We start from the raw sequence: 22,713 nt of genomic DNA, 5'->3' as shown, positions 1-22,713 counted from the left end.
CAACTTGAATGCTATCTGAGCGCAAGCTGAGCATTTACTGAATGAAATTTGGGTGGCATGACTAAAATTTCAGCTAAGTAAACTTGTATTAAGTGTATTAAGTGATATAATACACTACAGGCACGATAGATGCAGCCGATTAGGGGGAAACACCCATGGAAGAACAACGGGTTGGCTCGTTCCGATTTTTAATTGATTTTAGCCAGCCATTATATGAACAAATATTAAATCAAGTACGAAGCTCCATTGCTAAAGGGGAGATCGAAATGGGAAGCAAAATGCCATCTGTTCGTGATCTGGCGCAGGAATTACGCATGAATCCGAATACCGTGATGCGGGCATATCAAGAGCTGGAGCGGGACGGATTGACTGAGAAGCGGCGCGGGCTAGGCACTTATGTTACTTCGTCCAGTGAACGGATTGCCAGCTTTCGGGAACAATTGGCTATAACGTATATAGATCAGTTTCTCGGACAGATGAGTAGCCTGGGGTTATCGTGGGAAGATGTACAGCAGTATATACGAAGCAAACAGGACGGAAATGACAAGGAAGGAGGCGATAAGGCATGACGGAGTCTGTTGTGGTTGCGAATCATCTGGTGAAGCAATACGGCAGTAAAAAAGCACTGGATCAATTAGATGTCATCATTCCGGCAGGACGTATTGTAGGCGTGCTTGGACCCAATGGCTGTGGGAAGTCCAGCTTCTTTCGAGCAATCACCGGATTGATTCAGCCAGATGGGGGCGAGCTTCAGGTGTTGGGCCGACAGCCTGGTTGGGAAACCAGCCGGGATATATCCTATCTTCCTGACCGGGCACGCTGGTACCCCAATCATACAGTTCAGCAGACGCTGGAATGGGGGAAGTCTTTTTTGCCTGGTTTCAATATAAAAGATGCGTATAAACTTGCTGATCATATGGACGTCGAGCTGGAACTTAAAATGACTGGGCTGAGTCGCGGGCAGGAGGCACGTGTGCTACTGATTTTATGTCTGGCACGTGAGGTTCCACTCATGATCCTGGATGAACCGTTTGCGGGTATTGATGTTCTCTCTAGAGAGGCGATTGTAGCCGGGATTATTGATTATTTGGAGGGGCGGCAGCAGTCGATACTCATTAGCACGCATGATATTCAGGAAGTGGAAGGCTTGTTTGACTACACGGTCATGATGGACCACGGACGGACCATATGGTCTGGTGATTCGGATGATCTGCGTGCAGAGCATGGCTCGCTGAATCAGGTGTTCCGCAATTTGTACAAAAAGGAGTGGAAGGCGTGAATTCATCAGGGCTGTTCAAAGATTTGATACGCCATGAATTTCGAAATAAAGGAAGCTGGAGAAAGCAGGGCCGCAATCGACTACCGAGATCGTGGAGACTCGTGTATTTCTCATTATTTCTAATTGCGGCGTTCGCTATTTCCTTGTACTTCGCACTTCACAACCAGCTCGAATTAACAAGGCTGTGGTATGTCACCCTGGGCCTGCCGTACATGATCATTTTTATGGGTGTGGGAAGCTTGAGAAGAGAATGGGAAAATGACACCTACGGATGGTGGCTGACCCTTCCCTATCCGCGCATATGGCTGATTAGCGCCAAATGGATTGCGGCTATTTTACAAACCATGGTCGTAATATTGCTTCTGTTTGTGGTGGGTTCTCTGTACGCGTTGTTCATCTCATCAACCATACAGCCTTATACGTTTGCGGATGCAGCGTCTTTTATTGTAGCCGGATTGAACTGGTTTGTGATGATTATCGCCTTCACACCGTTGGTTATTGCGCTGGGTCTATTGACGGCCAGTACCAAATACAGCACCTTGCGGCCGCTTAACCCGATACTGTGGATTCTTTTGATGGGTGGCGGGAGTGTCTTTTATTGGTCGGGCGATCAGGGGCTTTATGAGCAGTTTGACCATGCTCAAACAGGACAATGGTTTCCATTTACCTGGCATTTCCCGATTGCGGTGTTGATAAGTTGGGTTGCTGCATATGTATTAATCCGCTTGAGCGCGTATCTGCTGGAGAAAAAACTGTCGATTTAGGCTAGCGTATCTACAGGATCTATGAGGAAGGAGTTACTACACCATGACGACGATATTTATATATGTATTGATGGCTGTTCTGGTGGGGCTGATGATCTGGTTAAGGACCAAGAGACGAAGGGGACCGGTAAAAGGAAATGGAATCCGGATTCTGCTCCCCTTGTTTATCGCTTTCCCGCTTATGATGATGTCTGTGTACCAATTAATGCATATTCCCGGTCAAACGTACGAGCTCCCCGCCTTTTGGGAACTGATGGTTGCCGGGCTACTAGGGGCTCTGTTTGGCTATGTTATCTTGCTGCATACGGCGTATGAAAGACGGGATGACGGTCTTATTTATCCCAAGCCGAACCAATATTTTAAATATATTATTATCGCTATTATCTTGATTCGCGTCGTTTTGACCCAGTATCTCAGTAGTTTGGGTACGACCGAAATTAGCATGCTGGCAATTACGATGGCGCTGGTGTATATCTCAATCTGGCGAATCGGGAGCTTTATCAAGTTTCGGAGAACGTTATCCGTATAACAATAGCAATGGGGTTAACACAGCGGCTTACTATTCAAAAAGCGTTCATTCGCTTGGCGATAGGAGCCGCTTTTTGAGTTTTGGCATTAGCAAGTTATCACACATTGTTATTGCTCCCCATATCCTTTATTCTAAGGCTTGTGGCTTGCATTGTAGCAGTACAATTATAAATTTTTGAAAGGAGGGTTATTGAGGTTTCAAAAGATTTAAATGGGGTTTAAAGTTAGATAGGCGGGGAAAAGTTGCTTCTTGCGATTAGGTGTAACTATATTAGTTACATAAAAGGAAATTGTTTTCCACATTTTATTTTATAGGTTGAGAGGGGTTCACATTCATGAAAAAACATACGGTTACTGCTGCACTCGCTGGTTTGCTTGTTCTGTCTTCTGCTGTACCGGCTTTAGCAGCCGAGGTAAAACCTACTACGGGTATTCAGGTTTGGGTAGATGGCAAGAAGGAAGCTTACAAAATTGCGCCTATCGTGAGAAATAAGCAGGTCTTAATTCCCTTGAGACAATTGGCCTCCAGTTTGGGAATTCCGATGGATGCCAAACATATTACGTTCAATACGGCGCGACAAAGCACGACCATCCGATATGATCAGGCGACGGTTGTACTGGTGTCTGGCAGTCCGGAAGCGCAAATCAACGGGATTAAGGTACCTCTATCCACCTCGACCCTATTGACCAAGCAAGGGGTAACCTATGTACCGGTTGATGTCGTCAAAGAAGCATGGGGCAAGCAAGTGATCTGGGACCCGGCCAGCCAAACGGTGCAAATCGGGGTGAGTAATAAGGATAAGGTCATTGAAATCGTGAAAAGCTTTGAAACCGGAGACACGAAAGCGGCCGAGACTTGGATCAGCAAGGATCAGTACATTCAGCACAATCTGAGCTTTGCTAGCGGAAGAGATGCGTTGCTGCAAGGGATTAGCCAGTCGAAGGGAGCCAATGTACAGGTTGAAATCCAACGTGTAATTCAGGATGGTAATGATGTAGCAGTTCATTATAAAGAGTCCATTTCAGGGAAAACGAGCATTGTTTTTGATATTTTCCGCTTCGATAGCAATGGTAAAATTGTTGAGCATTGGGACAACATGCAGGACTCGGCTCCAGCCAATCCAAGCGGACACACCATGATTGATGGAACAACACAGATCACGGATCTCAACCAAACTGAGACGAACAAAACACTGATCCGCAAGTTTGTGGATGATGTCCTGGTTGGCAAAAATCGTGCTGCATTGGAAAGCTACTATAACGGTGACCATTACATTCAACATAATCCTCTTTTTGGTGACGGTGTATCCAATTTGAAACAAGCATTTTCCGCAGCGGGAAGCCAAGGAGCTTCTTTTGGATATGATCAGGTTCACATGGTCATTGGAGAAGGCAACTTTGTGCTGGTTGTGAGTGAATTGACATCGTCTAAGGGAACTTCAGCCGCTGTCTATGATCTGTTCCGGGTAGAGAACGGCAAGGTAGCGGAGCATTGGGACGTAGTTCAGGAGGTTCCAGCTAAAACAGAGTGGAAAAATACAAACGGCAAGTTTTAAGAAAGTGCATTTGTGGTATGGCGTGATTTGCATGCTTTCCTAATCGTCCTCTTCCTGTTAAAATGATGCAAACTTATAACAGGAGGTTGGACGATGGAAGGCTTGAAGCAACGTGTGGGCTGCCTGCATGCACATCACTCGAACATAGCCTATGTGGAACGAGCTTTTGCTTCTTATGAGGTGGAGCTGATACATTTTGTGGACCCTGGGCTTATGCGCCGGATCTCGTCAGACCCGCATTTTTCTGCGGACGATGCCAGTCGCAAGGTAGAAGAGCAACTGAGATGGATTGCTCAAAGCGATATAGACGTTATTTTGATAACGTGCACGAATTATATTGTTTTGGCAGAAAAGGCTCAATTGACCCTGTCTACACCAGTAATTGCGCTGGATGAGCCCTTTTTTCATGAGATATGCGATGATTTGCTGCCACGGACCTTGGTATTCACGAATCCGGCTACTGTAGAGGGAACGATGAAGCGTCTTTATCATACGGCTGCTCTGTTAGGCAAACCGGATATCTCTTCTTGGATAGAGGTTAAGGTGGTGGAGGACGCTTTTGAACTGATTATGCAGGGACGTGAAGACGAGTATAAGGAATTGCTGGTTCGTTCGCTGTATGAGCTAAGGGAGGTTGATCCAAGCAGAGGGCTGGCTGTAGCACAGTTGTCTATGGTTGATGCTGCGTTACAGGTGGAGCTGGAGACGGGGCAAACGATTGGTAATCCCTTACGGTCGTTGTCGAATTCAATTGAGGATTTGTTAAGTTAAATAAGTATAACCAAAAGAACTTCCACCCCGTGTTTTGGGCCTGTGGAAGTTCTTTTTTTTTGGGAGGAGGCTGGCGAGCAGGTTACTTCTACGCTGTTCATCACAGATTCTGTTGATCTTGGGTGATGAATGCTGCGCCTGCCGATTCTCTTTGGACAAGCGTAACGTATAAACGTTCATGCTCCACGTCTTCCCCAGCAATGATTTTGAGAACTTGTTCGGCAGCTACAGCGCCCCATTTACGCTTGGAATAGTCAATCGTTGTCAGACGGGGCTGAATATATTGCGCCAGCTCGATATTATCAAAGCCGACGATATGAATATCCTTGCCAATCGTCAGCTCTGACTGAGCCATTCGATTGTACAAGCCCACTGCCATTTCATCATTGAGACAAAATACGGCTACAGGTTCCGAACCCGGGCTAACGTGTTGCTGCAAAATGATCTCAGCCGCCTGTTCACCGCCCGATTTCTCAAAATCGCCGTCAATTTCGATCATTTCAGCCACGCCGCTACGCTCAATGGTCTGCTTGACCGCCTGCATCCGTTGCCAAGAATCGTAAGAACCTTCTGGTCCGGTAACCACATATAGCTTACGGTGTCCCAATTCCAATAAATGTTCGACTGCGAGAGCGGCGCCCGCTTTGTTATCCAGCAGCACTTGGTTAATGTTAGGATGATTCAGTTCACGGTCCAACACGACAATTTTATGTCCTCGCTCGGCGTAGTTCAGTAGCTCCTGACTATCAAACGTCTGATCCAGCACAATGGCGCCGTCGATCATGCGTTCCGGCAGCATTCGGTGAGACTGCTTACCGCTGCATACGATGAGATCATAGCCCTTGCGGTTCAAAATTTCCTTGATGCCATACAGTAAATCTCCATAAACGTCTCCACGGAAATCAGTTAGGAAAACGCCAATAATTTTGGTCTGCCTTTTCTTGAGATTACGTGCGGCGGCATTGGGCACATAGTTAAGCTCTTTGGCAATGGCTAAAATACGTGCGCAAGTTTCTTCTGTTACCTTATCGCTACCATTCAAGGCATATGAAACGGTAGATATGGAAACGCCCGCCTGTTTGGCGATATCTTTAATGCTGACCACATCGTCACCTCCTTGTCGTCCATCTTATAATTGCTATTGTATATTCATTATTAACCACATATCTATTCCAAATGTCTTAGTCCTACACATAAGCAGCAAAGGGCGATCCCGCAAGATCGCCATCCCTTTGTTGCCTATACCAGATTTAGCATTAAAAACGCTTTATAAAATAATCTCCAGCCGGTGTACACCATCATGTTCTGCCAAGGCTTGCTCGAAAATCCTACGTTTGATGCGCAAGGCACCGGAGCGGTAGCGATTATCATCGGCTGGCACGCTTTCCAGTGGTGTTCCGTTCAATACTGTACGGCCTTGCTCACCGCCAGTATGCTCTTGCAGCATGCGGTAGACGAAGGTAATTGGTTTTCCTGCAAAGGAAAATTCAAATTCCAACCCATCGAGATGATCCGGTAGCACGGGGTCTAGGATTAGATCTTCGCCCGACTGACGAACACCAAGGACATTCGATATGAGCTGATTCATATAGATTCCTGGACCACTGGAATAGATTCTCCAGCCGCCCTTGACGGGTACGGCTCCTTCACGCAGTTCACCAAACCGTTCCTGTGCTTCATAGCGGGTATTAAATTTACCATCCGAGCTGCTGAAATAGGCGTTACTTTGGCGCCATTCGGCATTCGGTACGGACGCACGGATGCCGACCGGATTGATGAGCTTCAAGCTGTGCCAAGCGTCATCCTTGCGTCCCAATTTGGCCATCGCTTCCGCAAAGCGGATATGGGCATGCACATATTGCAGCCCGACCTCACGTCCGAAGTTGGCCGCTTGCTCTGCACGCTTGAAGTGCGAGCTCACACCGCCATCATACTGTGCAGGGCGGTTCATCAGACGCACCCCATCCGGGCAGAGGAACTGCTCACGGATGAGTTGCTCATGAGCCAATGCTTGCTCAGGCGTAAGCAGCTGGCTGATCATGCTGCGTGTCATCGGCAGCAACCGATAATGGATTCCTGTCTCGGTGTCAGACGGATGGAGCATCAGCTTAGGTTGGCCGGGCTCTTCCATATACACGAAGCCCGGAATAATTCCGCTCTCCAGCATGTAGCGGTTAAAGTCTTTACGGATGCCATTGGCCATCTGATGTAGATCTTGTGCGATCTTGTCGGCTTCCCTTAATACACCCGCGGGGGCCTGCTCCAAAGCAGCAGCAAAGTTACTAATAACTTGGTAGGTGAGTGCAACCGTCCAGCTGCTCGCCATGTATTGCTTCAGCTGAGCATTGGCTGGTTGGAGGGTATCATCCCAATCGCCGTCGCCATAGGCCGACAAATACGTATCATGCAGGAAATTCTCGCGAATATATTCGATTTCCTTCAGGGCATGTTCCATGAGAGTCGCGGTCTGCTTGGTATAATCGAAAGTATGCCGATGGGTGTAAGGCACATTTTCTTCCAGAATACTGTAATCACGGGTAGCGGTCAAATAGTCGCCCAGTACCTTGAGTGGCCAGACGATAATATCTCCATGGCTTTCTTCTTGCTGCACGTGAGTATAGTTGTCAAACATAAACCATTGCGGCCAGTTTCCGCTGTCTTCGTACTGATGGCTGAAAACAGTCAGCAAAATGGAACGGACCTCATCGAACTTTTGCATAGCTGAGAAATATTCCACAGGCCCCTGACACACATCACGTGTTCCCCAGGCTGCACCACCGTATTGTTCCAGACCATGAGGCACAGAGTAGTGAACGAGCATATTGTGGGTGTACCACCAAGCCACTGCGTTCACACGGAATAGCTCGTTTGTTTCGTGTTGACCCAGCGACAGATGGAAACCGTTCATAAGCTCGGCAAAATATGCCCGATAGCGCTCGCGCTCATCTTCAAAGGAAGCATGACGCTCTTTGTGCGCTGATTCTTGCCCAGCTGAAAGCCCATTCAGCCAACCCTGCACGGTGCAGGTCCATTCGCTGCTGTCACCCAGCTCCAACACAACCAGAGACGCATCAGGAGAAGCTTTCCCCTGTAGCAGTGCGTGAGCGTCGCTCACATGCTGTAATGGAGCGCCCTCTATGTGCATTCGGTACAGCAGGTCTGGATAGGCCTCGGCGCTCAGAGAGGCGGAGTCTGCCCGGAAGAGTAGGGCGTCACCTTCACGTTCCATATGAAACGGGAGCTCATATTCGTTCACATGCATAGACATTTGCTGAGTGATGAGGAACGGATAGGTTTTGCCACTCGCCGCACGCATATGAAGCCGTACTTGTGGGCTATCGACATTCGTATGGTTTGTAATAATGAATGTATCGTCTGCCGTTTTGTAATACCAGCGCACATAATTGAAGCCAATCTCGAACAGGGAAGGCATCGTAAGCAGGCGGTATTTCCCTTGGATTCCGACATAAATACGTTGACCGGATGTCTTGGGAATATTGAGCGCATTACGCGCGTTGGTAATCATTTTGTTGAAATTTGTATTGCCGATTACGAGTTGGGAATTGAACACCCCGTACATATAGGAGGTGGTTGTAATGGTTTCTTCCTTACCTCCTGAGTAATGCCCGCCCATTAAAATGTGCCCATGGGGACGCTCTACACGAAGCTCTTTGGATTTGAGTACGACATGCTCATAGCTGTCCGTGAAAAAGGAAAGTAGCTCATCGCCATCCCGTTCTTCTTCCTGCCGTTTGGGGAAAAGTTGATCCACTTCGGCATCGGTCAAGTTCAGTGTACGCAGCGGCTCACCGATGGTTTGAGCTGGGGCCACACGCCCTGCCTGAAGATCACTTGCCGCGCGTACCGGTATGATGGTCTCGGAAGCGTCTACTAGAATGGCAGCTACTTCGTCACGTGCTTTTGTCACCAGTTCCTGATACTCCAGCTTTGTCACTGCGGCTGGATGATTCGGCTGGAACAGACCGTAAAAAGTAAAGCGAGCTTCCCCAGCCAGTTTCACCCGCTCAGATTGCAACGCGGTATAGGCGAATTCGTATTGGTACACTTCATTGGCGAGCGAATCGCGACGGAGTGCTTCCGGCTCATTCGTTTCTTTGTACGAAAGTCCAAAGAACTGAAATCCGTCAGTCGAGTAACCAACAGTGCGGGTTAACGAGCCTTGTTGAATGTATGGGAATGCCTGACTTTGAGGCTGGTTTTGACGTGAGCAAACGGTATAGCCTCTTTGTTCATCATGATACACGGTGTGGTCAATATATTGAGATAAATAAGCTTCATTACTGCGCACAGCAGCGGTATCGGCAATGCCGATATCCTGACCGTACACGACATCTGCTTCCACGTCATCGCCCTGTAGGGTTACATCCCAGAACCATACTCCCAGGCGGCTTAGCGTGAAGGTCACCTGATAGCCTACACCAGCGGTGAAACCTTCCCAAATAATCTGCTGATCCGTTTGTCGGATTACTCCCGGTGAGCGAACCCCAAGCAGGGGAGTGATACTTACACCGGACGGACGGTACAATCTCAAGTACAGATTGTTCAAGGAACCGTCGACTGAATTGGTCAACAGTTGGTTGATCATCGTTGAGCCGTGAGCGATCTTGTACACATCACCGCTGCTTAAGAAGGTAAAAGACAGGTCTCCGGTCCGCAGCAAAATATTTTGATCTAGACTTGTATTTATCAAAGGGAACGCCTCACTTTCCTGTTTCTTTTACTAACCGAAAATGGCCTTCTGTAGTATCTCGGCTGTTAGGTCCTGTAAAGACGGCAAATTCACCGCTGTCACTGTCAAAGCTCAAATCTGCATGATGATAGCGCAGCTGAGGCTCGGTCACTGTAAATTCCACTTCCCGGCTTTCGCCTGGGGCAAGCAGGACTTTGCAGAAATCTTTCAGTTCTTTCATCGGACGAACCGTATCACCGCTGATATCACGAATATAGAACTGGACGGTTTCCTCGACTGGACGCGTTCCTGTGTTCGTTACCTGCACTTTAACGGTCAGCTCCTGACCGGGAGTAAGAGTGTCGCCGGAAAGCTGTACGCTGTCATAGGCTACATTGGTGTAGCTCAGTCCATAGCCGAACGGGAATAAAGGTTCGTTCGGTACGTCTAGGTATTGGGACACGTAGCGTTCTTTTGTATTTGGATCTAACTGCGGGCGTCCTGTATTAAAATGATTGTAATACACGGGCACCTGCCCGACCGATTGTGGGAAGGACATCGTCAGACGACCCGTAGGTTCGGCATCACCGTATAACAAATCGGCAATTGCTGCGCCGCCTTCGCCACCAGGGAACCAGGCTTCCAGTACAGCGTCTGCTTCTTCAATGACGCCGTGCAGATCCAATGGACGACCATTAAACAGTACGGCTACCATAGGCTTGTTCAGCGTCTTCAGGCGCTTCACCAGTTCCAACTGGGCTTGTGGCAAGCGAATATTGGAACGGCTGCCTGCTTCACCACTCATATCCGAGCGCTCTCCAAGCGCCAACACGATAACCTCTGCTTGGCTGGCAGCTTGCAGAGCTTCTGTATATTGCTCCTCAGTCATATCGTCGATAGAGCAACCTGCCGCAACCGTGAGCAACGAGGAGGATATTTTCGATTGGAATCCGTCAACAACACGAATGGCTTCCTCTTGTGAACCGCTCCACGACCAAGAACCCAGAATATCGCCGCTCTCTGCAAAAGGTCCGATCAATGCAATACGTTGATTGCGATTCAATGGAAGAACGGAATCATTTTTGAGCAGTACGCATGATTTAATAGCTAATTCTTTGGCAACTGTGCGATGAGCGTCGCAGAACACAACTTCACGTTCACGCTCAGGGTCTGCGCCGCGTAGTGGGTTTTCGAACAAGCCCAGCTTTTGCTTGAGCTTCAATATACGCATCACTGCTTCATCAATGAGCGCTTCATCCAGCTGTCCGCTGCGAACCAGCTCAGGCAGATGCCCGTTATAGCAGGAGGTCATCATTTCAATATCTACGCCTGCCAGTAATGCTTTCTTTGCTGCCTCCCGCTCATCTTCGGCAATGCCGTGAGGAATAAGCTCTTTGATCGCGGCCCAATCCGAAATGAGTACACCATCAAAGCCCCATTCATCACGAAGCAAATCACGCATCAGGCGCTTATTGCCCGTTGCGGCTACGCCTTCTACGGTATTGAAGGATGTCATCACCATTTCACAGCCTTCATCTAAAGCAGCTTTGTAGGAGGGGAGATAATACTCTCGCAGCTGCCATGCGGACACATCAACAGTATTGTAATCCCGTCCGCCTTCGCCAGCTCCATATGCGGCAAAATGCTTCACGCATGCGGCCACCCGGTCGGTATCGTTCGTCAGATCTTTACCCTGAAACCCCCGCACAAACGCACGAGCAAATTCGCTGTTGAGGTAAGGGTCTTCCCCTGTAGATTCCATCACACGGCCCCAGCGCGGGTCACGCACCAGATCGACCATAGGGGCGAATGTGACATGAACACCGGATACAGCCGCTTCTCGAGCGGCAATGGTAGCGCTCTCTTCTGCCAGCTGCATATCCCATGAGCAACCAATAGCCAGCGGTATAGGGAAAATCGTTTTGAAGCCATGTACAATATCTGCCATAATTAAAAGCGGAATACCCAGACGGTTTTTACTCAAATGAGCCTGCTGAACACGAATTGCTTCCTTAGCCCCTGCGAGGCCAAGCACGGAACCGACGTTGTGGACATTTTTCTCTGTAATGCCGAGAGAAGCCATAGGGCCGGTAATTTGACTATCCGTTCCCGCTTCTTCAAAGAAGGCACCTACAAGCTGTAGCAGTTGATCGACTTTTTCTTCAAGCGTCATGTTTTCTAAATAGGAATTCAGGTGTTGTTCCATCATAATCCTCCATAAGCTGTATTGTTGGTGGACAGCTCTCTTTTTCAGATTCATGAGATTTTTTGGATAAAGATGATTCAAAAAAATGCTGAACAGGCTAATAGCTAGTATAGAAGCATAATATTCTGTCGTATTATTAATCGAAACGTTTCTATTATTGAACTCAGTTGGATTATATACGCTTTCAAATGGAGAGTCAAATCCAATTCAGCGGGTTTTTATAGGCTAAATAGCGTAATAAAGATGATAAAAACGAAAAAAAGTCAGGATTCCGAGCAAACAAAAAATAATATTGCTATTGAATACGGTTTCAATTTGTTTTATAATGACTATCGAAACGTTTCTATTGACGGGTATGGTCCTTGTGCTTTGAACATAAGTGTTATAGCGGTATGCTTTAATCGCTATGTATTTACATGCATCAGGATTTTGCAAAATTCGATTCCAATCAATTATTGTATTTTGCAAAATCCTCGTATTTGAATCCGTTATCATATTGCATGATCGGTAAACCGATCATCTCGGGAGGAATTCGTATGATGAAAAGAACGTTGGGGATCATTTTGGCAAGTACCTTATTACTGGGGGGCGCGCTGGCAGGCTGCTCGTCCAAGGATGATTCGTCTGGCAAAGATGCGAACGGCAAGACGACCATCACCATGTGGGGCATGGGGGCAGAAGGAAAACTGCTGCCTGAAATTGTAAAAGATTTTGAGAAAGAAAATCCAGATATTCACGTTGATGTACAGGCGTTGCCTTGGGATAACGCTCACGATAAGCTGCTGACAGCAGTTGCTTCAAAATCCGGTCCGGACGTGGTTCAGTTAGGTACATCATGGGTTCCCGAACTTGCGTCAGCGGGTGCATTGACGGATATTAGCCCTTATATCAGCAAGTATCCTGAACTGGAATCGAAGAATTTCTTCGAGGGTGCTGTAGGTACGACAAAATTTGAAGGGAAACCAGTCGGTGTGCCTTGGTACACTGAAACGAGAGTTTTGTTCTATCGTTCTGACCTACTGAAACAAGTCGGATATAATGAAGCGCCTAAAACGTGGGAAGAGCTTTCCGATGCTGCTCAAAAGCTGGCGGCTCGGGGCAAAGGCAAATATGGCATCTCCTTTAGTGCAAAGGAGCAGTCTATGGGCTTTATGTTTGCTCTCCAGAACGGTTCCAAGCTGGTTGACGAGCAGGGCAATCCGCTGTTCAATCAACCACCGTTTGTGGATGCTGTGAAGTATGTGAATACCTTTTTCCAAAATGGCTCTAACGCAGTGGATATTGGAATTGATTCCGTTCAAGGTTTGCAAGGCGAGGGTATCGTTCCAATGTTTATCAGCGGTCCTTTCATGATTAAAGAAATCAAGAGCAAGGCACCAGAATTGGAAGGTAAGTGGAATATAGCGGAGCTTCCTGGCAAAGTAAACAACCTGTCCGTTTTGGGTGGAGCCAACCTTTCAATTATGAAATTCAGCAAGCACCCAGAGGAGTCGGCCAAATTCCTGGCTTACATGAGCAAACCAGAAACACAGCTGAAATGGATGGATCTGTCCAGTAACTTGCCTGCAACTACTAAATCGTGGGAAGATGCCAAACTGAAGAGTGATCCGATGCTTCGGACGATTCGCAAACAGTTGGATCATTCCGCAGCATTGCCGCAACTGGCCGCATGGGAAGAAGTTTCTCAACAATTCATCAAGAGCTTCGAACGTATTTACCGCGGTCATGCCGATGTACAGAAGGAAATGGATGACTTTAATCAGCAGGCTGCAAGTATAATGAAAAAATAATGATCCATATCCGTCATTGTCAAAGGGAGTGAAGGCATGAAAGGAAGCTCGCAGAAGCTTGCGCCATACTTGTTTATCGGTCCCTCCATCATCCTGTTAACGCTGTTTTCGTTGTTGCCGATACTACTGGCGCTCGTGATCAGCTTCACGGATATGGATCTGTCCGGACTCGTTAATTATGAAAGTATTCGCTTTATAGGATTGGAAAATTACACGAACGTGCTTTTGGACCCTTCCTTTATAAAGTCCCTTGGTAATACCCTGTTCTTCGTCATCATCGGTGTTCCGTTGGTGCTGATATTTTCGCTTAGCATCGCGATTCTGATTAACATGGGGAAATCACGTGCTTTCAAAGTATTCCGCGTCGTGTTCTATCTGCCGTCCGTAACGAATGTGGTTGCGGTCGCAGTGGTTTGGAGTTATCTGTATAATCCGACGCTTGGATTATTCAACTACGTACTTGGTCTGATGAATTTAGGTCCCGTCCCATGGCTGACCGATCCAACAGTAGCGAAAATTTCGCTGATTGTGTTAGCGGTTTGGCGGGGCATCGGCTTAAACATGATTATTTTTATTGCGGCTATTAAAGGGATTCCGGGTTCTTATTATGAAGCGGCTCAGCTCGACGGTGCCAATACATGGCAGCAAATTCGTTATATTACGCTTCCGCAGCTTCGTTACGCTATTTTCTTCGTGTCCATCACAACGATGATCGGCTGGCTGCAATTTTTCGAGGAACCTTTTGTCATGACCAAAGGGAAACCGCTCGACGGCACGCTGACGGCATCCTTGTTCATTTACAATAACGGCTTCCAATTTAGTAAATTCGGGTATGCCGCGGCGGGATCGTTCATTCTGTTCTTCGCGATCATCGCGGTAACGCTGATTCAGTTCCGTTTGCAAAATAAAGCGGAGTCCTGATAGAGAGAGGTGATGAACGTGAAAACAGCTGTTCAGCAAGCCCGCGCCAATACGCGCAGTGGTGAAAAAACATTTCAATGGTTCGTGGCGATTCTCCTGACCGTGGGAGGTCTGTTGATGGTGCTGCCTTTTGCGTGGATGATTCTATCCTCCTTTAAGACAGAGGGGGAGGTAACCAAAATTCCTCCGACCATCTGGCCGCAGCACTTTACACTGGATAATTTTAAATTACTATTCGATAGCATGGCTTTTGGAACCTATCTGACGAATACGCTGATTATTGTTTTAGCTTCCTTCTTCGGATTATTTCTGAATGCCATGGCGGGTTATGGTTTTGCCAAATTCCAATTTAAAGGCAAAGGGTTTCTGTTCTATCTGGTACTGGCAACGATGATGATTCCAGGCCAAGTGACGATGATTCCCGTCTATTTGATTCTGAACCAGATGGGGTTGACCAATTCCATGCTAGGGATTGTCCTGCCTGGATTGGTAGGTGCGTTCGCGATCTTCCTGTTCCGGCAGTTCATGTCCGATATCCCGGAAGAACTGCTAGAGGCGACACGCCTCGATGGAGCAGGGGAGTTCCGTACTTTTCTGCAAATCGTATTGCCTATCTCGACACCGATTCTAGCAGTACAGGCCATTTTAACCTTTATCGGCGGATGGAACAGCTTCCTGTGGCCGCTCATTATTGCGAACGATGAGAAGCTGTACACATTGTCCGTCGGACTGTCACTGCTCAAGGGACAGAACGAAAGTCAATTTGCCCTTCAAATGGCAGGCTCGACCTTTATGGTCGTTCCGATCATGATTATCTTCATTGTTTTCCAAAAGTATATTATCGAGAACTATACGATTTCGGGGATTAAGTAGTAGTGTAATACGCAAAATGATAAAAACACAAAACGGAGAACTTCTTAGTTTAAGTCAAAGAAGTTCTCCGTTTTTTGTGTTTTTGTTTTATAGAAAAATAGGAAATCCAGACTAGTTGACATTCATTCTTAAAAGCTGCATCAGGTTTTGTTTATATATGAGAACGGGAGAAGAAAGATTTAGAATACAGATTGCGTGTTACGAAGGTGAATAAAAGTTACGACCTCCAGAATCATTAGGGTATGCATTACATTAACAACGACCAGTTTTTTTTAGCAAAGCGAATTATACTTTTATTATATTTAATTGAATATATTTCAAAAATAATATGTTAACAAATTTTATACAATTTTTTTAAAAAAAGTATAGAAATGCAATGAAAAACTGACTATATTGGAAAAGAAATAACAAAATATAAAAAATGAGGTGAATCAAATTGTTCGATCCTATTAACCAAGCAGCTGAAGGTAGTGTTTCTCCTATGACTTGCGTTTTTTGTGATACACGTGATCGTTGTGTAGGTTGTGATGCTACTGATTGGTTTTGTAGCAAAGAAAGTGGTCATTGGTGTACTAATAATGATAGCGATTAATTGAAGTAAAACTCGCAGCGATAGGACTTTCAAACACAGATAGTCAATTAGGAGGTCTGGGAACTAATCTTCTTGGACTTCCTCTTATTTTGTTAACTTTGAAAGGATGATTACTAGTGATTAGTGCTCCATTTGAAAAAAATCCCGTCAAAATCATAGAACAAAATGAAAAGTTATACTTATACAATATAAAAACAAATGGGCTTTTTCAGATTGATGATGTCGTAGTAGATATATGTAATAGCGAAGGTAAGGAAATTGAAGAAATATATGAATTACTTAAGCATCGTTCTAGTAGAGAAGAGGTAGATAGGCTATTAGCCAGTCTGGAGGAAGCATCGGTTATATATAATAAAGATTTGTCTATTCAAAAGGAATGTAAAAGTTGCAATGATGAGCAAGTAAGTCTATCATCTATAATCCTTATGCTGGTTCAAGAGTGTAATCTAAGATGCTCTTACTGTTATGGAGGAGACGGAGAATATAATGACCGAGGACGGATGGACACAGAGACCGCATTAAAAGCAGTTGATTATCTGTTTAATCATTCTGGCGAAGAAGAAGAACTGAATATTTGCTTTTTTGGAGGGGAGCCACTTCTGAACATTGAAGTTATTAAAGAAGTTGTAGCCTACACTAAGCTAAAACAAGAAAAATCAAATAAACGTGTTACATATAGTATGACAACGAACGGCACCTTGATTTCCAAAGAAATTGAAAACTTCTTATTAGATCATCATATTTCTATTCAGATAAGTCTAGATGGTGATCAAATGACGCACGATTTCAATCGATATTATCAGAACAGAAAAGGTACCTATGAAATCATTTTAAATAGAACAGAAAGTTTAAGAAAAAAAGGTGTCATAACAGCAAGAGCTACGATTTCACCAGTACAATTGGATATAACACATACACTTACACATTTAATGGGGATTGGTATCCGCCATGTTGCGATGTATCCTGCAGTCGAGATGCTTAGTGAGGAAGACTTTGAGAAGTATGCAAAGGAATTCACCAAATTGGTTGTTCATTTTGAATCTTTGCTTCAAGCTAAAAAATATGGGGAAGCACGTCAAATATCGAACATTCTAAAATACTTGAAGATGATTCATTCTTCTTCTAAGCGAGATTATTTTTGTGGAGCGGTCTCGCATATGCTTGCCGTTGATGTGCATGGTAATCTTTATCCTTGTCAACGATTTGTTAATGAAAAGGATTATTCTTTAGGGAATGTAAGGGAAGGGATGGATGTAAGAAAGAAGAGTGGCATGCTTAGTGAGATGCGTTTAGAGAAGAGAACTGTATGCGGAGAATGTTGGGCTAAGAATCTATGTGGTGGAGGTTGTCCTCAAGAAAATATGGTGCTTAGTGGTTCGATTAATGAGCCAGTGGATAAATACTGTAACTTTACTCGTAGTGCAATAATGGATTGTATGGAATTGTATTTACGATTAACTAAAGAAGACAAGAAAAACCTGTTCTCTGCTAAGCGGCAGCGAGAGCAACTATTGGAGGATGTCTCATTTGACAATTGATATTCAAGCTTTAAGTAAGTCATATGGTTCTCACCAAGTACTTAACGAGCTTCATTTCCACATTGATAATGGTATTTTCGGACTGCTCGGAGACAATGGGGCGGGTAAGACCACTTTAATGAAAATTCTTGCCACTTTACTTAGATTCGACCGAGGGGAAGTTGAAATATTCGGACATTCTTTGAAAAAAGAACCTGATGCTATTCGTTCCTTACTAGGGTATTTGCCACAACATTTCGATTTTTTTCCAAATGTAACGATTATGGAATCTATGCACTATTTTGCAGCTTTAAAAGGTATTCAAGGTAAGCGTCATATTCAAGAGGAGACATCTCAGCGATTAATTGAGGTGGGACTTATCGATCAAGTTCATAAAAAAATAAAACAGCTGTCTGGGGGAATGAAGCAGCGCTTAGGAATTGCCCAAGCTATGTTAGGACAACCTAAGTTGTTAATTGTTGATGAGCCGACGGTTGGACTGGACCCCAAAGAAAGAATTGCTTTTCGAAACTTGCTTCAGAATTATGGAGAAGAGCGGATTATATTGTTATCTACTCATATTGTTCCTGACGTTTCGAGCACATGTGACAAACTACTCGTTTTAAAAGAAGGCCGTTGTCTGTATCAAGGGGCTATAGACGATATGATTCGAACTGTCGAGGGTAAAGTATGGTTGGTTGATGTTGGCAAGCATCAATTGGAACAATTAAGCCAACAAGCTCGAATCACCTCCATTGTGCGGAAGGAAGGAAGAATTCAGGCTCGATTATTGTGTAACTACCCTCCAGATTGTTGTACAGAAGTCACACCTGAAACGGCTAATCTTGAGGATGCGTATTTATACATTTCCGATCCGGAGGAGAGTTAGCAGAATGGGACAAGTAATCAGAGCCCTAGTTCGATTTGAAGTTTTGCTTATGAAGAAAAGTGTAGTGTTTTTTATAGCACTAACGTTCTCTTGTTTTTTAATTCCTTTATTTTTATATCTAGGAGCAGGGAATAAGAATAACGAGTTATGGATATTTTTGCATCATGGACAAATGTTCTTTACCATATTACTAATGCCGTTAATGTATTCTGTTCTTTATGATGGCGAGAAGCAAAAAATGATCTCTTCTGTTATTATGCCTAAATTGCTTAAAGGAGCCCAATATTTTTATTGTAAGAGTTTTGTATTATGGGGAGTGGTTTGCTTATTTCAATTTGTCGCTTTAGCTATGATTTGTGTAGTTCAATGGTCGACTCATGGTAAGGCTCCATTCTTGATACTGCTTCATCTAACAGTAGCAGGTTTAGCAACTATGGGATATTCTGTTCAAATTACTGTCATATTGAACTTGCTCTTACGTAAACAACTGTATGTAAACATTGTAATGCTCGTTTACCTTTTAATCAGTATTACTATCAACTTTCCCTACATTTCAATCTGGTTTAACCCAGATTGGATTATTTCCAATTTCTTCACACAGTCGTTTGCTTTTGGTAGGATATTCCTATTTTTGTTTATGTGGGTATTGATGAAAGTCAGTAATCATCTATGGATGGCGAGGGTACAAGAATGAATGGAATTATAGTTCGTTTCTGGCTACAGCTTTTACTTCGAAGAGAACAAGCAGTAACCTTGCTCGTTTCCTTTAGTGTGGTTATTTTATTCAATTTAATAATGAATGAAGGTATTGCAATAACTTATAGTGTTAACTTGTTATTTGTAGCTTTTTTTTCTTTACAGATTGCGAGTATACATAATCGTAATCATACAGAGCCGTATATATATATTTCCGTCTTTCCTAATTACCGTTTAATCACTTACCAGCTTTATGTTTCTTTAATTCTTTCGTTTCCTCTCTTGCTCATGATGATAGGACTTTTATGGAAATCATTCGCTGATGTATCATTATGGAATTTGGTTATCATTGTGTTTTTTTCTAGTGTTTTTTCGTCGATGTTGGGTCTCTTGTTAGGGCAGGTAGTAAAGCATTATGGGTTGGCCTTCACTTTTCTCATTGCTTTTTACCTTCCTATAGGTTTAGTTTCCTGGTCTTTTAATGAAAAGTTACGTTACATATCTCCTGTAGTGAATATATTCAACCCCTATATGATCAACTGGCGAAATCTCTTTGGACTCTTAGGCTGTAGTTTATTATTTTATGGATTAGGCACATTGTTATCCAGTCGGCGCGGAGGGGGCAAAAAGTCTATAATCCCTTGGATTAGTACGGTCCTTGCTTGTAGTATACTGATTGGCGTATGGGGATATGAGAGGCTATTTAATGAGAATCTACAGACTTCGTCGTTTCAAAAAATAACTGTGGGACAAACACAAGTAGAGTATAAGGGGATTAGTTCGTATCAGGCGAGGCAATTTGCCACCCTCTTTGAAACGCTGTATCAAGTGGCTAAGAAAAAGGAGACACACCCGGTTCGCTATACCCTGGAAATCACCCGAATACACTCCATGTCATCGTTCGAGCCGAAAATAATAGTGCAAAATCATAATAAACTTCAAATCAATATTTATTCAAATAAGCTTTTAGAGTTTAATTTCGGAATGGATTGGGCGAGTAAGTGGATTGATTACATTTTGCCCCAATCGACCCACTTATCCAATGAGCAAGTTGACGCTTTTAAACACCTCAAAAATGACATTATTATGGAAGTTAGAAAGAAAAATCCCGAAAATGTCTATACAATTCATGGGGAATGAGAGCTAAAATAGCGAGGTTTCATGAAGAACGAATAATAGTAGATAAAAAGAAAGGGATGGGATGCATGGAACGTGAGGCAGAACATTTGAATTTCAGAGCTATATTTCATTCATTCCAATATTGGCCGAAGTTAACTAAGTTATTATGGAGTACAGAACCTATCTACTTTATTATCATTATTTTTGGCTATCTACTAAAAGGAATACTCCCGATTGCTAACCTTCTTTCCATACAGTATTTGGTTTCTGAATTAGAGACTAGCACGGTATGGCATAAGCTTCAAATAAGTGCAGTGTTCCCTGTAATTATCGTGATGTTTTCTAGTTTGCTTATTTCAAGTTTAATTGAATATTCTGATAAATTATTTCAAATTTCACTGATAAATAAATTACAAACATTAATAGTATCACAAACATCAACATTTAACCTTGCGGATTTTGAAAGTCCGCAAGTACATAATCAGCTCAAAAGAGTACAAAACGACTCAATAGATAGACCTATTCAGATCTATAAAGAACTCATTAATTTGTTAAGTTCCATGGTTACGTTATGCTCTAGTATTGCCATTTTAATAGCATTCAGATGGTGGATTTTACTGATTCTTGTTGTTTCCCCCCTAGCATCTTTTTATTCTTTATTGAGGTTCACACAAATTCAATATGTAGCCAAGAAAAAACGGGCTCCTTTACAACGTAAATCCAGGTATATTAATTACTTATTGACTAATGAGAAGTCTTTTAAAGAAATCGTATTGTATCAACTTAGTGACTACTTTACAGCAAAATATAAGGACATTTTTGATGTTTTCTACAAAGAGGATAAGTATTTAGCCAAAAAACGTATTGCGTTATATTTGTCTTTTCAAGTAATAAGTACATTATTTATAGCCATTGCTTTGATTATGATTATACAAATAGCTTGGAAAGAAGTATTTCTCGTTGGCAGTATTTATGCATTAGTTCAAGCAGTATTATTAGCTAATCAAAATATTAACACAGTATCTCAAGGATTGATTTCATTGTGTGATCATAATCTGTATCTAGATGAATTATTCGCTTTTTTTAACATAAAACATAAACAAGACAGTTCTAGTATGTTGCTAAGAGAATCAGGTATACAAGCTGATTCGACGATAGAATGCATAGAATTTAAAAATGTTTCATTTGCCTACCCAGATCAAAAAGAATTGGCTCTCAGAGATATAAGTTTTAAAATGAAGCGTGGTGAATCTCTTGCTCTAGTGGGCAGGAATGGATCAGGGAAAACAACAGTGATAAAACTTTTAATGGGATTATATGAAGATTTTAAAGGGGATATTTTAATTAATTCTATCTCGATTCGAAATTATCATAAAGAAGTACTTTATAAAAAAATAGGTGTTATATTTCAAGATTTTGTTCAATTCGATTTTTCAGTAAGAGAAAATATAGGTTTTGGTAGTATAGAACATCTTGAATTTGATACTAGGATATGGAAATCGGCACAACATACAGGAGTAGATAAGATAATACGAGATTTGCCTAATCAATTAGAACAACAGCTAGGAAGAAACTTTGAAGGGGGTATACAGCTTTCAGGAGGGCAGTGGCAAAAGATAGCTATATCGAGAGCGCTCTTCAAAGATGCTGACGTTTACGTATTAGATGAGCCTAGTTCATTTCTTGATCCAGAATCAGAAAAACAAGTATTTCGCCAATTTCAAAATTTTGTTATTGATAGGCTTTGCCTCTACATTTCTCATCGTTATACCTCTGTTCTATATGCAGGTAAAATTTTAGTTCTGGATAAGGGGCAGATTATAGAAGAAGGAACTCACCAAGAACTAATTGAAAGTCGAGGGCTTTACTATGATCTATTTTCTGATGAAATTAATACATTCCAGGAAGCGCTAGTTACTAATGATACACGCTAACTGTGTATAGGGATTCTGGCATATATTTGGACTGTGAACAGTATTGTTTTTTACCTAAAGAACTAGACTAAGTAGAATATACAAGTCATAGTCACAAGAACGACAGCGGAGCTTCTCTTTGGAAGAGGGGCTCCGCTTTTTTGCTTTACATGGATATATTTATATATGAGTTAGACAATATTGATGGGATAATGTACGAAGTTTTCTTTTCAGTCTATAGATTCGAGTCGTTGTAGCCGTAACCGAAATATTATATTTGACAGCGAGGAAGGGTACAGGCCGCGTATTTTGCAGTCTGATCGGGCTATTATGTGTATAGTACAATTAGGAGGGTGCTTTCAGACGAACGCTATCGTTCAAAGAAGCACCTCCGTTTACTCTAATGGAAATATGATCAGCAGGTATTCACTCAATAAGTTTGTTTATAAAACGAAACACTTAGAAATACGTAACCAATTGCTTATCGTTTATCTTGAACGTTAATAGATACATTAAGTATTTAATAATAATATTGACCATGATAAATCTGGTGTGTTATATTAAAACCGTAAATAAAACGGCTTCTTAGTCTTGGTGGTACAACGGATT

General features: G+C 43.4%; 17 protein-coding genes. 14 read left to right on the top strand and 3 right to left on the bottom strand.

The window, feature by feature from the left end; translation table 11 throughout:
- Nucleotides 1-155: 155 nt before the first annotated feature.
- The 6 genes from ACUYLD_RS20080 (at nucleotide 156) to ACUYLD_RS20055 (ending at nucleotide 4,898) form a co-directional block, all read left to right on the top strand.
- Nucleotides 156-569, top strand: a complete 414-nt coding sequence (locus ACUYLD_RS20080) for a GntR family transcriptional regulator (RefSeq protein ID WP_235306978.1) — start codon at nucleotides 156-158, stop codon at nucleotides 567-569.
- Nucleotides 566-1,279, top strand: a complete 714-nt coding sequence (locus tag ACUYLD_RS20075; RefSeq protein WP_446675824.1) for an ABC transporter ATP-binding protein — start codon at nucleotides 566-568, stop codon at nucleotides 1,277-1,279. The genes ACUYLD_RS20080 and ACUYLD_RS20075 overlap by 4 nt, the downstream gene beginning before the upstream one ends.
- Entirely contained in the window at nucleotides 1,276-2,043 is a 768-nt protein-coding gene (locus tag ACUYLD_RS20070) for an ABC-2 transporter permease (RefSeq protein ID WP_446675823.1), read from the top strand. The genes ACUYLD_RS20075 and ACUYLD_RS20070 overlap by 4 nt, the downstream gene beginning before the upstream one ends.
- A 43-nt stretch (nucleotides 2,044-2,086) precedes the next feature.
- Nucleotides 2,087-2,572: a cytochrome c biogenesis protein CcdC gene (locus ACUYLD_RS20065; RefSeq protein ID WP_446675822.1), complete on the top strand. Its 486-nt coding sequence runs from the start codon at nucleotides 2,087-2,089 to the stop codon at nucleotides 2,570-2,572.
- A gap of 334 nt (nucleotides 2,573-2,906) precedes the next feature.
- Complete coding sequence (locus tag ACUYLD_RS20060; RefSeq protein WP_061830715.1) at nucleotides 2,907-4,127, top strand: stalk domain-containing protein; 1,221 nt, start codon at nucleotides 2,907-2,909, stop codon at nucleotides 4,125-4,127.
- Nucleotides 4,128-4,220: 93 nt separating this feature from the next.
- Nucleotides 4,221-4,898, top strand: a complete 678-nt coding sequence (locus ACUYLD_RS20055; RefSeq protein WP_061830713.1) for a hypothetical protein — start codon at nucleotides 4,221-4,223, stop codon at nucleotides 4,896-4,898.
- 100 nt (nucleotides 4,899-4,998) lie between these two features.
- On the opposite strand, the gene ACUYLD_RS20050 is transcribed toward ACUYLD_RS20055, so the two are convergent.
- From ACUYLD_RS20050 to bglX, 3 genes are all read right to left on the bottom strand, one after another.
- The gene (locus ACUYLD_RS20050) at nucleotides 4,999-6,003 is read right to left on the bottom strand and encodes a LacI family DNA-binding transcriptional regulator (protein WP_446675821.1); all 1,005 of its coding nucleotides are present in this window, start codon (nucleotides 6,001-6,003) and stop codon (nucleotides 4,999-5,001) included.
- Between the two features lie 162 nt (nucleotides 6,004-6,165).
- Nucleotides 6,166-9,606: a GH36-type glycosyl hydrolase domain-containing protein gene (locus ACUYLD_RS20045; protein ID WP_446675892.1), complete on the bottom strand. Its 3,441-nt coding sequence runs from the start codon at nucleotides 9,604-9,606 to the stop codon at nucleotides 6,166-6,168.
- A gap of 13 nt (nucleotides 9,607-9,619) precedes the next feature.
- Nucleotides 9,620-11,794 carry a beta-glucosidase BglX gene (gene bglX / locus ACUYLD_RS20040; protein ID WP_446675891.1) on the bottom strand — a complete coding sequence of 725 codons (2,175 nt, stop codon included), beginning with the start codon at nucleotides 11,792-11,794 and terminating at the stop codon, nucleotides 9,620-9,622.
- Nucleotides 11,795-12,330: 536 nt separating this feature from the next.
- Here bglX and ACUYLD_RS20035 point away from each other — a divergent pair.
- The 8 genes from ACUYLD_RS20035 (at nucleotide 12,331) to ACUYLD_RS20000 (ending at nucleotide 22,125) form a co-directional block, all read left to right on the top strand.
- Nucleotides 12,331-13,584, top strand: a complete 1,254-nt coding sequence (locus ACUYLD_RS20035; protein WP_235306985.1) for an extracellular solute-binding protein — start codon at nucleotides 12,331-12,333, stop codon at nucleotides 13,582-13,584.
- A 36-nt stretch (nucleotides 13,585-13,620) separates the two neighbouring features.
- Nucleotides 13,621-14,505, top strand: a complete 885-nt coding sequence (locus ACUYLD_RS20030; RefSeq protein WP_235306986.1) for an ABC transporter permease subunit — start codon at nucleotides 13,621-13,623, stop codon at nucleotides 14,503-14,505.
- Nucleotides 14,506-14,523: 18 nt separating this feature from the next.
- On the top strand, nucleotides 14,524-15,378 hold the full coding sequence (locus tag ACUYLD_RS20025) for a carbohydrate ABC transporter permease (RefSeq protein WP_023986622.1): 855 nt from the start codon (nucleotides 14,524-14,526) through the stop codon (nucleotides 15,376-15,378).
- A 708-nt stretch (nucleotides 15,379-16,086) separates the two neighbouring features.
- On the top strand, nucleotides 16,087-17,508 hold the full coding sequence (papB, locus tag ACUYLD_RS20020; RefSeq protein WP_250267223.1) for a PapB family radical SAM/SPASM ranthipeptide maturase: 1,422 nt from the start codon (nucleotides 16,087-16,089) through the stop codon (nucleotides 17,506-17,508).
- Nucleotides 17,498-18,376 carry an ABC transporter ATP-binding protein gene (locus tag ACUYLD_RS20015; protein WP_446675820.1) on the top strand — a complete coding sequence of 293 codons (879 nt, stop codon included), beginning with the start codon at nucleotides 17,498-17,500 and terminating at the stop codon, nucleotides 18,374-18,376. The genes papB and ACUYLD_RS20015 overlap by 11 nt, the downstream gene beginning before the upstream one ends.
- 4 nt (nucleotides 18,377-18,380) lie before the next feature.
- Nucleotides 18,381-19,070 (top strand): ABC transporter permease, encoded by a 690-nt coding sequence (locus ACUYLD_RS20010; RefSeq protein ID WP_250267225.1) that lies wholly within the window; start codon nucleotides 18,381-18,383, stop codon nucleotides 19,068-19,070.
- Nucleotides 19,067-20,212 (top strand): opsin family protein, encoded by a 1,146-nt coding sequence (locus ACUYLD_RS20005; RefSeq protein ID WP_250267226.1) that lies wholly within the window; start codon nucleotides 19,067-19,069, stop codon nucleotides 20,210-20,212. Before ACUYLD_RS20010 ends, ACUYLD_RS20005 begins: the two co-directional genes overlap by 4 nt.
- Before the next feature lie 65 nt (nucleotides 20,213-20,277).
- On the top strand, nucleotides 20,278-22,125 hold the full coding sequence (locus ACUYLD_RS20000; RefSeq protein ID WP_446675819.1) for an ABC transporter ATP-binding protein: 1,848 nt from the start codon (nucleotides 20,278-20,280) through the stop codon (nucleotides 22,123-22,125).
- Nucleotides 22,126-22,713 lie beyond the last annotated feature (588 nt).

The organism is Paenibacillus sp. SER-28 (genome assembly GCF_052906305.1).
This window is presented reverse-complemented; position numbering and strand designations above follow the sequence as displayed.

Bases quoted from the DNA above. Each gene is read 5' to 3' on its own strand.
- ACUYLD_RS20080 (WP_235306978.1), top strand. From the start codon at position 156: ATGGAAGAACAACGGGTTGGCTCGTTCCGATTTTTAATTGATTTTAGC.
- ACUYLD_RS20075 (WP_446675824.1), top strand. From the start codon at position 566: ATGACGGAGTCTGTTGTGGTTGCGAATCATCTGGTGAAGCAATACGGC.
- ACUYLD_RS20065 (WP_446675822.1), top strand. From the start codon at position 2,087: ATGACGACGATATTTATATATGTATTGATGGCTGTTCTGGTGGGGCTG.
- ACUYLD_RS20060 (WP_061830715.1), top strand. From the start codon at position 2,907: ATGAAAAAACATACGGTTACTGCTGCACTCGCTGGTTTGCTTGTTCTG.
- ACUYLD_RS20055 (WP_061830713.1), top strand. From the start codon at position 4,221: ATGGAAGGCTTGAAGCAACGTGTGGGCTGCCTGCATGCACATCACTCG.
- bglX (WP_446675891.1), bottom strand. From the start codon at position 11,794: ATGGAACAACACCTGAATTCCTATTTAGAAAACATGACGCTTGAAGAA.
- ACUYLD_RS20035 (WP_235306985.1), top strand. From the start codon at position 12,331: ATGATGAAAAGAACGTTGGGGATCATTTTGGCAAGTACCTTATTACTG.
- ACUYLD_RS20030 (WP_235306986.1), top strand. From the start codon at position 13,621: ATGAAAGGAAGCTCGCAGAAGCTTGCGCCATACTTGTTTATCGGTCCC.
- ACUYLD_RS20010 (WP_250267225.1), top strand. From the start codon at position 18,381: ATGGGACAAGTAATCAGAGCCCTAGTTCGATTTGAAGTTTTGCTTATG.
- ACUYLD_RS20005 (WP_250267226.1), top strand. From the start codon at position 19,067: ATGAATGGAATTATAGTTCGTTTCTGGCTACAGCTTTTACTTCGAAGA.
- ACUYLD_RS20000 (WP_446675819.1), top strand. From the start codon at position 20,278: ATGGAACGTGAGGCAGAACATTTGAATTTCAGAGCTATATTTCATTCA.